The following is a 13084-nucleotide window of genomic DNA, read 5'->3' as shown; positions in this document are numbered from 1 at the left end:
AGGCGATGCTCAAAGACCTCGGTACCCCGACGACCAGGAGCGCGTTCCGGTCGGCGGGGGAGACCCCGCTGCGTTCGGCCGGTACGCCGCGTGACGTGCGCCGCCGCCGTACCGTGCTGGTGCTGGTGATCCTGGCCTGTTTCACGCTGATCGTGCTCGACGCCCGCCGGTCGGCCGGATCGCCGGTCGAGCCGCTGCGGGAGGCCGCGGCCGGCGTTTTCGGCCCGCTGGAGTCCACCGCGACCTCGGCCCGGCAGCCTGTGGACAACCTCCGCGACCGATTCGCGGAAATGGATAGGTTGAAAGCAGAGAACGAAAAACTGAAGAAGGACAACGAGGACCTGACCCGGGAGCTGACCACCTCCGACTACGCCCGCAACCGGGCGCAGGAGCTGGACAAGCTGCTCAAGATCGCGCCGGCGTACACGATGACGCCGGCCCGGGTGATCGGGATCGGCAGCGCGCAGACGTTCAGCCACACGGTCACGATCGACGCCGGGACGGCGGACGGCGTGCACACCGACATGACGGTGCTGAACGGAACCGGTCTGGTCGGCCGGGTGGTGCGCACCACCCAGGCGACCGCGACCGTGCTGCTGATCGGCGACCGCAACTCGACCGTCGGCGGCCGGCTGAACGCGTCGATGGCGCTCGGTTTCGTCTCCGGGCGCGGCGAGGTGGGCGGCACCCTCGACTACAAGCTGATCGACCCGAAGGCGCGGCCGAAGGTCGGCGACCGGATCGTCACCTGGGGCTCCAGCGGCAACGCGCCGTACGTGCCGGGGGTCCCGATCGGCGTCGTCACCTCGGTGACGGCGAACGAGGGGTCTCTCGGGTCCACCGCGACCGTCAAGCCGTACGTCGATCCGACCCGGATCGACACCGTCGGCGTGGTGACCGGGCCACCCGCCCGTCCGCCGCGCACTCAGATCACAGGGAAGGGGAACTGACGTGACTGCACTACGGATCGGGTTGGCTGCCCTCTTCCTGATGCTCGCCGTCACCGTGCAGACGTCCGTGCTGACGAACATCGCGGTCGCCGGTGTGACGTGCGACCTGACGCTGATCGTGGTGATCGCGCTGGCGCTGTCCCGCGGCCCGGAGTGGGGCGCGATCGCCGGGTTCATGGGCGGTCTGCTGCTGGATGTCGTGCCCCCCGCCGACCACACCGCCGGACGCTGGGCGTTGTCGCTGGCGATCGCCGGGTACATCGCCGGGCTGATCCGCCGCGAGACCTCCGGCAGCCCGGTCGGGCCGCTCGGTGTCGCGCTGACGGTCGTGCTCGGGACGGCGGTCTCGTTCTTCATCTACAGCGCGACCGGATCGCTGCTGCACGACCCGTCGGTCGACTGGGGCGAGTTCGGCGTCCGCCTCGGCATCGCCGCCGGGTACGACGTCGTTGGCGCGATCGTCGTGATTCCGCTGGTCATGTGGCTCATGGGCCGCGTCAAACCGGCACGTGAACGCAGTAGACGAGTAGCGCCGTGAGCTGGGACGGGTTCGAGGCCCCGCTCAAGGCACGGCTCCGGTTGTTCGTGATCGGGGTGCTGGTCTTCTCGTTGCTGTGCACGCTGTTCGGCCGCCTCTGGTACATGCAGGTGATGTCGAGCGCCGACTACAGCCAGGCGGCGACCGCGCAGCACATCCGGCAGGTGCTCGTCCCGGCCCCGCGCGGCACGATCGTCGACTCGCAGGGCCGGACCCTCGTCGGCAACCGGGTCTCGGTGGTGATCACGGTCGACCGCTCGGTGCTCGCCAAGCTCCCGGAGAGCCAGCAGAACGTCGTCCTCGCCCGCCTCGCGAAGGTGCTCGGGCAGAAGCCGAAGGACCTGAAGGCGCGCACGATGCTGTGCGGTGAGCCGGGCGCGTCCAAACCACCCGCCTGCTGGAACGGGACGCCGTACCAGCCGATCCCGGTGGCCAAGGACGTCAGTGAGCAGGTCGCGATCGAGGTGATGGAGCGTCGCGAGGACTTCCCCGGGATCGCCGCCGACTCGCAGACGCTGCGCGCGTACCCCTCGCCGTACAAGGTGAACGCGGCGCACATCCTCGGGTACCTGTCGCCGATCACCACCGAAGAGCTCGAGGACATGGACAAGGCCGGGCAGGACTCGGTCCCGCACCGCTCGGACCTGGTCGGCCGGGCCGGCGTCGAGCGGTCGTACGACAAGCTCCTGCGCGGTACGCCGGGCGAGAAGGACGTGATCGTCGACGCGGTCGGGTACACCACCGGCATCAAGAAGCAGACCGCTCCGGTCCCGGGCGCGACGCTGGTGACCACGATCGACGCCCGCATCCAGGCGTCCGTCGAGGCGCAGCTGAAGAACGCGATCATGACCGCCCGGAAGCAGTACGACAAGATCACCAAGAAGAAGTACGTCGCCGACTCCGGCGCCGCGGTCGTGATGGACACGAAGACCGGCCGAGTCGTGGCGATGGCCAGCTACCCGACGTACGACCCGGGGGTCTGGGTCGGCGGTATCAGCCAGCGCGAGCTGGACGCGCTCTACTCGACCAAGTCCGGGACGCCGCTGGTGTCTCGCGCGCTGCAGGGCCAGCTGGCGCCGGGGTCGACGTTCAAGCCGATCACCACGGCGGCCGCGATGAGCGCCGGGTACGGTCCGAAGACGCGGCTCGACTGCTCGTCGTACTTCGAGGTCGGCAACCGCCGGTTCAAGAACTATGAGTCCGCGTCGTACGGGTCGATCGGCTTCGACCAGGCGCTGGCGCTGTCCTGCGACACATTCTTCTACCGGATCGCGTACGCGCTCTGGCTCAAGGAGGGCGGCAACTCCAGCGACACCAGCACCCGCGACCCGCTGGTCGAGATGGCGCAGAAGTTCGGGCTCGGCAAGCCGACCGGGATCGACCTGCCCGGCGAGGTGAGCGGCCGGATCGCGGACCGCAAGTGGAAGAAGACGTACTACGACTCGCAGAAGGACTACTACTGCAAGATCGCGTCCACCCCGCCCGCCGGGACGTCGGCGTTCCTGAAGCAGTTCGCCCGCGAGTTCTGCGTCGACGGGTACAAGTACCGCGCCGGTGACGCGGTGAACTTCGCGATCGGCCAGGGCGACACCACGATCACGCCGCTGCAGCTCGCGACCGTCTACTCGGCCCTGTCGAACGGCGGCACGCTGTACGAGCCGCGCGTCGTCCAGTCCTGGGTCGGCGCGAACGGCAAGCCGCACGAGATCAAGCCGGTCGTGAAGTCGAAGCTCCCGGTGCCTCGGAACACCCTGAAGTACATCGACACCGCGCTGAAGGGCACCACCAAGACCGGTACGGCGGCGTGGAAGTTCCAGGGCTTCCCGCTCGACAAGATCCCGGTCCGCGCCAAGACCGGTACGGCCGAGGTGTACGGGAAGCAGACCACGTCGTGGCTCGCGTCGTACACCGATCGGTACGCCGTGGTGATGATGCTCAGCCAGGCCGGTACCGGTTCGGGTGCCGGCGGTGACGCGGTCCGCAAGATCTACGAGACCTTGTACAACATCAAGCCCGCACCGCCGCCCGGCCAAGAAAAGCCGGTGCGGTGAAATGGCGTTCCTGACTCCGATCCGGACCCGGCCGCGGATGGATCGCCGGTCGACGGTGTGGCACGTCGACTGGATCCTGGTGTTCGGCGTGGTCGCCCTGTCGTTCATCGGCGCCCTGCTGATCTGGTCCGCGACCCACAACCGGACCTCGCTGACCGAGGGCAAACCGGACGCGTTCCTGCTCCGGCACGCGCTGAACTTCGCGATCGGCCTGGTCCTCGCGATCGGCGCCGCGATCACCGACCACCGCCGGGTCCGGATCCTCGCCCCGCTGCTGTACGCCGCTTCGGTCGTCGGACTGATCCTGGTCCTGGTGCCCGGCGTCGGCTCGACGATCAACGGTTCCCGGTCGTGGATCCAGCTGCCGTTCATGTCGATCCAGCCGAGCGAGTTCGCCAAGCTCGCGGTGATCGTCGGCATGGCGCTGCTGATCGCGGAGAAGAGCGAGACCGACCGCAACGAGGACGCCCGGACCATCGACGTCGCGCAAGCGGTCGGGGTCGCCGCCGTACCGGTGATCTTGGTGATGCTGCAGCCGGACCTCGGCACCGTGATGGTGCTCGGGTCGATCGTGTTCGGGATCATCGCAGTGTCCGGCGTACCGAAACGCTGGATGCTGGGGCTGCTCACCTGCGGGGTACTGGTGGCGGCGATCGCGATCAAGCTGCAGGTGCTGAAGGACTACCAGATCGCCCGCTTCACCGCGTTCGCGAATCCGTCGTCCGACCCACAGGGCATCGGGTACAACGTGAACCAGGCGCGGATCGCGATTGGGAACGGCGGCGTGTTCGGGCAGGGCCTGTTCCACGGCGGCCAGACGCAGAACGCGTTCGTCCCTGAGCAGCACACCGACTTCGTGTTCACGGTCGCGGGGGAGGAGCTCGGGCTGATCGGCGCCGGCGCGATCATCGTGCTGTTCGCGATCATCCTGTTCCGCGGGCTGCGGATCGCGGTGAACGCGCGCGACGCGTTCGGCCGGCTGGTGGCGACCGGGATCGTCTGCTGGTTCGCGTTCCAGGCATTCGAGAACATCGGGATGACGCTCGGCATCATGCCGGTAACGGGCCTGCCGCTGCCGTTCGTGTCGTACGGCGGTTCCTCGATGTTCGCGTGCCTGCTGGCGGTCGGCCTGCTGCAGAACATCCACCTCCGCTCGCACCGCTACTGATCGCTCGACTGACCCGTCAGGTACGCTGCTCCCTGCTCGGCCCCCGCCCAGAGCCCCGCTGGAAGGCCCGATGACTCTGTTGAATGCCACGCCTCCGGCGCGGCGGGTCATGGGGCTGTTACTCCCGGCCTTCCCTCGTCGCTCCGGTCGCTTCGCTCCCTCCGCTCCTCAGTCCAGACCGGGAGGCCCCATGACCAGGTTCGTTGCGCTACTTGCCGTCTTGACGCTGTCCCTCGCTGCCTGTGGCGGTGGGGACGACAAGCCTGCCGCCGATCCACCGGCGACCACACCGACGCCGACGCCCAGCGCCACTGCGTCGACGCCGGCCGTGCCCGTCACCCGGACGACCACCGAGCTCACCAAGGCACTCCTCGAGCTCGCGGACCTCCCGACCGGCTTCGCGGAGGACAAGGACGAGGCCGACGAGGACACGAAGCCGTTCTCGTCGTCGAGCAGCCGGTGCAAGACGCTGGTGAAGTACCTGAACGCCACCAAGGCGCCCGGCTCCAAGGCCAGCGTGACCCGCACGTTCACCGGCGGTCAGGAAGGCCCGTACATCGACTACGGCCTCGACTCGATGGGCACCGCGGACGAGGTCACGGACCTGCGCGACGCGTACGCCGAGGCCGTCGACTCCTGCGCCAAGGTGACCTTGAAGACCGACGGCGCCGCCAGTACGTCGATGAAGGTCGAGAAGATCACCGCCCCGCAGTACGGCTCGAAGCCCTTCGCATTCCGCCTCACCGGCACCAGCGGCCCGAAGCGCGGCCTCGAGTACGCCGCCGCCGTCACGGGCGTCGACGACGTGATCATCTCCGTCGGCGTCCTCGCCGGCCAGGGCACCGAGCTCGACCCCGCGACCGAGGCGGCTGTCACGAAGGCCAGGCACGTCCTGAAGCCCGCGTGATCGGTGTCACAGGCGTAGTCGTCACGTAGGACGGCCGAGCCGCCGTCGTGTTGGCATGGACGAGCGGATGAACTTCAGCAAGGTCTCGCCGGCCGGCTTCCGGGCCGTGTTCGGCGTGGAGAAGTACGTGCAGGGCGTGGTGGACCACACGTTGCTGCACCTGATCAAGGTCAGGGCGTCGATGCTCAACGGGTGCGCGTTCTGCCTGAACATGCACACCACGGACGCGCTGAAGGACGGCGAGAGCAGCCAGCGCCTGTTCGGTCTCGCCGCCTGGCACGACTCGTCGTTCTACGACGACCGGGAGCGCGCGGCGCTGGCGTTGACCGACGCGGTCACGGTGCTGGAGCGCACCGGCGTACCGGATGACGTGTGGGATGCGGCGCTGGAGCAGTTCGGCGAGGAGGGGGCTGCCAACGTGCTGCTCGCGATTGGCACCATCAACCTGTGGACCCGTCTGAACGTCGCGACCCGGAAACAGCCGGAACTGGCCGGTTGATCCTGCAGGAGTACGAGTCGGCGCGCGGCATGCTCGCTGGGCTCGCGTACCGGATGCTGGGCAGCTGGCACGACACCGAGGACGTGCTGCAGGAGGCGTACGTCCGCTGGTCCGCCGCCGACCGCTCCGACGTGGCCGAGCCGCGCCGCTACCTGACGCGGGTGGTGACGCGGCTGTCCGTCGACGTACTGCGAGCTCGGCAGTCGCGCCGCGAGAGCTACATCGGCGAGTGGCTTCCCGAGCCGGTCCCGGCGAACGCGCTCGACCTCGAGGAGGTGTCGATGGCGCTCCTGCACGTGATGGAGCGCCTCACCCCGCCGCAACGCGCGGTCTATGTACTGCGGACCGCGTTCACCCTCCCGTACGACGAGATCGCCGAGATCCTCGACCGTACGCCGGACGACTGCCGCCAACTGCACCGCCGGGCCACGCATGCGCTGGCCGACGACCGGCCACGCTACGAGCCGACTGTCGACGAACAGCGGCGCCTGCTCCTGGACTTCGTGGCCGCCGCGCGCGACGGCGACCTGCCGCGTCTGGAGTCGATGCTCAGGGACGACGTCATCTCCTGGACCGACGCCAACGGTCGCCGCCGGGCCGCCCGCAAACCCGTCACGGGCCGCGAGAAGGTCGCCACCTTCTTCGCCCACATCTACGGGCGTCCTGACGTGACGATTACCCCGGTGGACCTGATCACCGGACCCGGTTTGATGGTGGTTGTCCGAGGCAACCACCATCTGCTGACCGTGGACTCCGACGGCACGGCGATCACGGCGATCCGCGTCGTGGCCAACCCGGAGAAGCTTTCCGCTGTGTGACGCGTGTTAGATGACGGAATGAGTTCTGATCTCGAGCTGGCGATCGCGGCGGCCGCGCCGCCGGGTGCGTCGTCACCGATCTGCGTGGGGGGCCGCTCCATTCCGGTCCGGGAGTCATCGCTGCGGCTGATGAGAAGAGCCACGCGATCCTGCTCGAACTCATCGCCCCACACCTGCCGGACTAGCGGTAGAGGGGGAGCGCTCCGGTCAGCGAGTCGATCGAGGCGCGAGGACCGTAAAGGGCCAGGCCCAAGTACTCGATGTCATCAGGCTTGGTGCCGGCGAGCGTCGTGGACATCTGGTCGTAAGTGCGGGCCTGCTGGGCGACCTGGTGCATGTCGTGGATGGTGACGTCGGGACGCGCGGCAGCCTCGGCACGGAGCGTGCTGAGGGTGTCAGCGGGGGCGCGGAGGATCGGGATCGGGTACGCGCACATGCCGGTGTGGGGGACGCCGGCGGCGTCGGCGGTGTCGGGTCCGACGGTGTCGTCGTGGTGCCTGCCGACGCCGACTCCGAGCAGAGCGGCGGTGTTGAAGGCGACACCGATGGGGGCTTCGGCCGCGATGATCACGACCATCTTGTTCGTCAGCACGGCGGTCACGCTAGCTCGATGGGCGGCCGATCTCGGCGTACTCCGAACATCGTTCGGCGGATCTGGAAAACTGGGCGGCATGGACGAACTTGATACGGCGCTGCTGCGGATGCTGCAGAACGACGCCCGCCGGACCAACCGGGACATGGCGGCCGAGCTCAAGATCGCGCCGTCGACCTGCCTGGAGCGGATCCGCGGGCTGCGCGACCGCGGCGTGATCAGCGGGTACCACGCGGCCGTCGACCTGAAGGCGATCGACCGGTCCACCCAGGCGATCATCTCGATCAAGCTCCGCCCGCAGGCGATGGCGGTAGCAACCGCGTTCCAGAAGTACGTGATGGACCTGCCGCAGACATTGGACATGTACATGGTCTCCGGCGGCTCCGACTTCCTCGCCCACGTCGCCGTGAAGGACACCGAGGCCCTCCGCGATCTGGTCCTAGCCCTCGCGAAACGCCAGGAAATCGCCGACATCCGCAGCTCGGTCGTCTTCGAACACCACCGCCGCACCACGATCATGCCGCTGACTTCGTAGGGTGGGGGCATGCGACTGAACTACGTGGAGACAGGACCGGCCGATGCGCCCGTAGTGCTGCTCGGGTCGTCGCTCGGTGCGGATCAGGGGATGTGGGCGCCGCAGGTCGACGTACTGGCCAAGCGGTTCCGGGTGGTGGCGTTCGATCACCGGGGTCATGGTGGGTCGGAGGTCCCCGACGGGCCGTACACGATCGACGACCTGGGCGGCGACGTCGTCGAACTGCTTGACACGCTCGAAGTCGAGCAGGCGTCGTACGTCGGGATCTCGCTCGGTGGCGCGGTGGGCCTGTGGCTCGCGCAGAACGCCGCGGAACGCTTCCACCGCTTCGTCGTGATCTGCCCGCCGTCGAACCCGGCCGCAGACCCGCAGATGTGGATCGACCGCGCCGCGCAGGTACGTGCCGAGGGCACCCAAGCGATCACCGACGCGACCCTCGGCCGCTGGTTCCTCCCCGAATTCAAGGACATCGAGCCCGTACGACGGATGCTGCAGGACTGCCCCGCCGAGGGCTACGCCGCCTGCTGCGAGGCCCTCAGTACCACCAACCTCCTCCCCGGGCTGAGCGACATCACCGCCCCGGTCCTCGTCGTCACCGCCGACTCCGATACCTCGATCCCACCCGAAACCGTCGTACCCGTAGCCACCCAGATCCCCGGCGCCCACCTGGAAATCATCGAAAACGCCGCCCATCTGGTCACCTACTCCCACCCCGACGTCATCAATCCCCTCCTCCTCGCCCACCTCGGCTGAGGACTGTCCGACGCAGCCGCTACGCTCCCACCCACATCGGCGAGGAGGCCAGGGTGGGGCGTTGGGCGACGTACCTGATCGCGCGTGAGCGGGAGGATCCTCCGGCTGCGTACGCCCGGCACAGCAAAACCGTGCCGGGATGGGTCTGGTGGGAGCTTCCGCTGGCCAGGGGTGCCGACTGGGATCCGGGACCTGGCCATGCCGTCGTCGCACACATCTTCGACAGCGACGTCGCGGACATCCGGGGGCTGGTCGCGGGGGAACCCGCCTGGCAGTGGGTGTACGGAGAGGCCATGCTCGCCGCGTTCCAAGAGCGACCCGTCGACCATCTCGAACTCGAGACCACCCTGCCCGGACGGGCCAGGGCAGCGTCGCAGCTGATCGCGGAGTGGGCAACCGGGACCGGACTCGCTGTCGACGGGGAGGCGTTGACGGAGATCCTGCAACGCGGCTACGTCTTCGCCGAGGAAGGCGTCAGCGAGGTGCTGGAGGCACTCGGCATCGTGTCCGCCGACAGCCCTACCGAGTACCAGGATCTCGATCCCACGGTCGACGCCGACGGCAAGCCGTTCGGTGCGGCCGAGACCGAACAGGAAGCGCCGGCTGGGCCGACCATGGCCGGGGTGTTCGCGGCGCCGATCGACCACAGTTCCGCGGCCTGGCGCCGGCTGGTCGTCGAGCATTCACTGCAGAGCTTCGGTGAGCCGCCGTCCTTCGTCGCGATCGACGGATCCTTGCACGTCGCCTTCGATCCGCCCATCAGCCTGGTCAGCTACGGCCCTGACACCGACCGCGCCTGGGTCTCGGAACACCTCGGCGTGGAGTGGCAAGAGGTGCCCTCCAGTCATGCCGGCAGTTTGCCGGCCGCCGCCACCTGGGCACGCGAGAACGTCGGAGTCCAGGGCCGGCCGGCGGACGAGCACCGGTTGCCGCTGAACCTCGAAGTACCGCCGGACTACCCCGACGGCGTCGAGGAGGTGCCCTGGTACCACGACCTCAGCAGGCAGGAGGGGTGGCGGCACTCGATCGCCGGACCGCAGCACGTGGCGATCGAGCTCGCGATGGGTACGGACCTTCTGGACAAGGTCGATGAGGTCGCGGACTGGCTCGAACAGGCCCGCGGCCTGCTGCTGACCCCGGTGGCCGACGGCTACGCGGAGCTCGGCGGGCAGGTTCGTTTCGACAATCAGGATGTGCCCCTGTACGGCCTGACGCTGACGCTCGTCTACACATCGGCTCGCGGCCGCTACGCGACCAGCGGTGCGGACGACAAGGCCTGGCATCGGGTGCAAAAGCGGCTCCGGTCCGGAGAGCTGACGTCGGTCAAGTTCGAGGGGAAGGTGGTGGGTGACGCGGCACGGTGGGGCGATCTGCTGATCGGTGCTCAGCTCGCAGCGGACCAGCGCCTGTACAGCCTGCCCGCCCATCTCACTGTCGAGATCTCCCATCCGATGCGCTCGTTCGTCTCAGGACTGTTCGTGAGCGATCTCGTCACTCGGGCGGTCGAGACCTTGCCGGTCGTCGGGGGCTGGATCGACGCTGCGCGGCGGTTCTACCTGGGCGACGGTCAGTCGCGGTACGAGTCGTTCGCCGGAGTGCGCTCCGACGTACGGCGTGATCCGCGGAGCAGCGTTCGCGGGCCGGCGTGGCAGATTCTGCTGGGGCCGGAGCATCTTCGGCTGCTCGGGGGACGGGGTGCTCTGGAGGCGTCCGGGGTGTTCACCGGGTTCCGCGAGGTCGGTCCGCTGTTGATGGCGCAGTGCGGTGATCAACCGGAGGACTGCACCTGGGAGCGCCGGGACGCGATGGTCGGCGTACTGGCACCTGTGTTGCCGCCGAAGCCCGAGCGATGATGATCTGGGGGTGAGTCGCGGTTAGGCTGGTAGGCGCTCTGATCGCTGACTGGAAGTGGCTATGACTGTCGAATCGCTGTTCCCGCGCCTGGAGGCTCTGCTGCCGGGTGTGCAGAAGCCGATCCAGTACGTCGGTGGTGAGCTGAACTCGGTCAGTAAGGAGTGGGACGCGGTCAGTGTCCGCTGGGCGCTGATGTACCCGGACGCGTACGAGGTCGGGCTGCCGAACCAGGGCGTGCAGATCCTGTACGAGGTGCTGAACGAGCGCGACCACATCCTGGCCGAGCGGACGTACTCCGTCTGGCCGGACATGGAGAAGGTGATGCGGGACCACGAGATCCCGCAGTTCACGCTCGACAGCCACCGGCCGGTGCGGGCGTTCGACGTGTTCGGGCTGTCGTTCTCGACCGAGCTCGGGTACACGAACATGCTCACCGCGCTCGACCTCGCCGGGATCCCGCTGCAGGCGGTCGATCGGACCGACGAGGACCCGATCGTGCTGGCCGGCGGACACGCCGCGTTCAACCCGGAGCCGATCGCGGACTTCATCGACGCCGCGGTGCTCGGTGACGGCGAGGAGATCGTACTGGCGATCTCCGAGGTGATCCGGGAGTGGAAGGACGAGGGCCGCCCGGGCGGCCGCGACGAGGTACTGATGCGGCTGGCGAAGTCGGGCGGTGTGTACATCCCGAAGTTCTTCACCGTCGACTACCTGCCGGACGGCCGGATCCAGCGCGTCGTACCCAACCGCCACGGCGTTCCGTTCCGGACCGCGAAGCACACGGTCATGGACCTCGACGCGTGGCCGTACCCGAAGAAGCCGCTGGTCCCGCTCGCCGAGACCGTGCACGAGCGGTACTCCGTGGAGATCTTCCGCGGCTGTACCCGGGGCTGCCGGTTCTGCCAGGCGGGCATGATCACCCGGCCGGTGCGCGAGCGCAGCATCAGCACGATCGGCGACATGGTCGAGAACGGGCTGAAGCAGTCCGGGTTCGAGGAGGTCGGACTGCTCAGTCTCTCGAGTGCCGACCACAGCGAGATCGCGGATGTCGCGAAGGGCCTGGGGGACCGGTACGAGGGCAGCAACGTCTCGCTGTCGTTGCCTTCGACAAGGGTCGACGCGTTCAACATCACGCTGGCCAACGAGTTCTCCCGCAACGGCCGACGCAGCGGTCTGACGTTCGCGCCGGAGGGCGGGTCGGACCGGATGCGCAAGGTGATCAACAAGATGGTCACCGAGGAGGACCTGATCCGCACGGTCGCGGCGGCGTACAGCCACGGCTGGCGGCAGGTGAAGCTGTACTTCATGGTCGGCCTGCCGACCGAGACCGACGAGGACGTACTGGCGATCGCCGCCCTCGCGAAGCGGGTCATCGAGACCGGCCGCGAGGTGTCCGGCCGGCGCGACATCCGGTGCACGGTGTCGATCGGCGGGTTCGTACCGAAGCCGCACACGCCGTTCCAGTGGGCCGCCCAACTCGGCGCGGAGGAGACGGACGCCAGGCTGGCGAAGCTCGGCGCGGCGATCCGGTCCGAGAAGGGCTACGCGAAGGCGATCGGCTTCCGGTACCACGACGGCAAGCCCGGCATCATCGAGGGACTGCTGTCCCGCGGCGACCGGCGCGTCGGCCGCGTGATCGAGGCGGTGTGGCGCGACGGCGGCCGCTTCGACGGGTGGAGCGAGCACTTCTCGTACGACCGCTGGATCGACTGCACCGCGAAGGCGCTCGCCGACGAGCCGGTCGACCTCGCCTGGTACACGACGCGGGAGCGCGAGTACGCCGAAGTACTGCCGTGGGACCACCTGGACTCGGGGCTGGACCGCGACTGGCTGTGGGAGGACTGGCAGGACTCACTCGAGGAGGACGGCGCGATCGAGGTCGAGGACTGCCGCTGGACCCCCTGCTTCGACTGCGGCGTGTGTCCTGCCATGGACACGAGCATCCAGATCGGCCCGACCGGCAAGAAGCTGCTGCCGCTGTCCGTGGTGTGAGGCCTGCGGCGCGACGCCGCAGGCCCCTCGAGCCTTCAGTTGCAGTAGTACGCCGGGGTTGGGGTTGTTTCGGTCTGGTCCTGCCAGTGGGCTACGCCGACGTAGTACCCGCAGCCGGTGCCTTCGTCGAACCAGGCGCCGCCGCCGGAGTACGCGTACGTCTCCGCAACCGTGGTGAACGGTCCGCTCGCGCTGTCGCCCTTCTGCAGTTCGACGCGCACCTCGGTCACGCTGTTGGAGCAGCCCTCCAGGCCCACGGCGACGTACAGCATCAACGCCGAGTACCCGACCGACTTCGCCGTCACCAGATCGCAGGCCGAGGTCGACGCCTGGGCCGGCGCCGCGACCGTCAGACCTGCCGCAGCCGCCGCAACGGCCGCGACCGTCGTTACGAGTTTCCGCATCTGACCACCCTCCTGTTGGAAAC

At 68.5% G+C, this 13084-nt stretch carries 13 protein-coding genes; 11 read left to right on the top strand and 2 right to left on the bottom strand.

Going from position 1 to position 13084, the window contains the following annotated elements:
- The first annotated feature begins 5 nt into the window (after positions 1-5).
- The 7 genes from mreC (at position 6) to EV649_RS05450 (ending at position 6931) form a co-directional block, all read left to right on the top strand.
- A complete protein-coding gene (mreC, locus tag EV649_RS05480) occupies positions 6-950 on the top strand; it encodes a rod shape-determining protein MreC (protein ID WP_130381116.1) in 945 nt (314 codons plus the stop codon).
- A 1-nt stretch (position 951) separates the two neighbouring features.
- The gene (gene mreD / locus EV649_RS05475) at positions 952-1488 is read left to right on the top strand and encodes a rod shape-determining protein MreD (RefSeq protein ID WP_130381114.1); all 537 of its coding nucleotides are present in this window, start codon (positions 952-954) and stop codon (positions 1486-1488) included.
- Entirely contained in the window at positions 1485-3539 is a 2055-nt protein-coding gene (gene mrdA, locus EV649_RS05470; RefSeq protein WP_130381112.1) for a penicillin-binding protein 2, read from the top strand. The genes mreD and mrdA overlap by 4 nt, the downstream gene beginning before the upstream one ends.
- A 1-nt stretch (position 3540) precedes the next feature.
- Entirely contained in the window at positions 3541-4707 is a 1167-nt protein-coding gene (gene rodA, locus EV649_RS05465) for a rod shape-determining protein RodA (RefSeq protein ID WP_130381110.1), read from the top strand.
- A gap of 190 nt (positions 4708-4897) precedes the next feature.
- On the top strand, positions 4898-5614 hold the full coding sequence (locus EV649_RS05460; RefSeq protein WP_157996180.1) for a sensor domain-containing protein: 717 nt from the start codon (positions 4898-4900) through the stop codon (positions 5612-5614).
- A gap of 67 nt (positions 5615-5681) precedes the next feature.
- Positions 5682-6113, top strand: coding sequence for a carboxymuconolactone decarboxylase family protein (locus tag EV649_RS05455; protein ID WP_130383541.1), 432 nt, complete (start codon positions 5682-5684; stop codon positions 6111-6113).
- Positions 6062-6931, top strand: a complete 870-nt coding sequence (locus tag EV649_RS05450) for a sigma-70 family RNA polymerase sigma factor (protein WP_198682312.1) — start codon at positions 6062-6064, stop codon at positions 6929-6931. Before EV649_RS05455 ends, EV649_RS05450 begins: the two co-directional genes overlap by 52 nt.
- A gap of 181 nt (positions 6932-7112) precedes the next feature.
- On the opposite strand, the gene EV649_RS05440 is transcribed toward EV649_RS05450, so the two are convergent.
- Positions 7113-7523: a DUF2000 domain-containing protein gene (locus EV649_RS05440; RefSeq protein WP_157996179.1), complete on the bottom strand. Its 411-nt coding sequence runs from the start codon at positions 7521-7523 to the stop codon at positions 7113-7115.
- A gap of 79 nt (positions 7524-7602) precedes the next feature.
- Between EV649_RS05440 and EV649_RS05435 the strand changes: the two genes are divergently transcribed.
- The 4 genes from EV649_RS05435 (at position 7603) to EV649_RS05420 (ending at position 12657) form a co-directional block, all read left to right on the top strand.
- Positions 7603-8058 (top strand): Lrp/AsnC family transcriptional regulator, encoded by a 456-nt coding sequence (locus tag EV649_RS05435; RefSeq protein WP_130381104.1) that lies wholly within the window; start codon positions 7603-7605, stop codon positions 8056-8058.
- Positions 8059-8067: 9 nt separating this feature from the next.
- Positions 8068-8811, top strand: a complete 744-nt coding sequence (gene pcaD, locus EV649_RS05430; RefSeq protein WP_130381102.1) for a 3-oxoadipate enol-lactonase — start codon at positions 8068-8070, stop codon at positions 8809-8811.
- Positions 8812-8864: 53 nt separating this feature from the next.
- Complete coding sequence (locus EV649_RS05425) at positions 8865-10664, top strand: hypothetical protein (RefSeq protein WP_130381100.1); 1800 nt, start codon at positions 8865-8867, stop codon at positions 10662-10664.
- A 61-nt stretch (positions 10665-10725) separates the two neighbouring features.
- Positions 10726-12657, top strand: coding sequence for a TIGR03960 family B12-binding radical SAM protein (locus EV649_RS05420; protein ID WP_130381098.1), 1932 nt, complete (start codon positions 10726-10728; stop codon positions 12655-12657).
- Between the two features lie 35 nt (positions 12658-12692).
- Here the strand turns inward: EV649_RS05420 and EV649_RS05415 are convergent, their stop codons facing one another.
- A complete protein-coding gene (locus EV649_RS05415; protein WP_130381096.1) occupies positions 12693-13061 on the bottom strand; it encodes a hypothetical protein in 369 nt (122 codons plus the stop codon).
- Positions 13062-13084: the final 23 nt, after the last annotated feature.

This window comes from Kribbella sp. VKM Ac-2569 (assembly GCF_004216905.1).
Classification (GTDB): domain Bacteria; phylum Actinomycetota; class Actinomycetes; order Propionibacteriales; family Kribbellaceae; genus Kribbella.
Note: the sequence above shows the minus strand (reverse complement) of the source record. Positions and strands in the feature narration are given on the sequence as shown.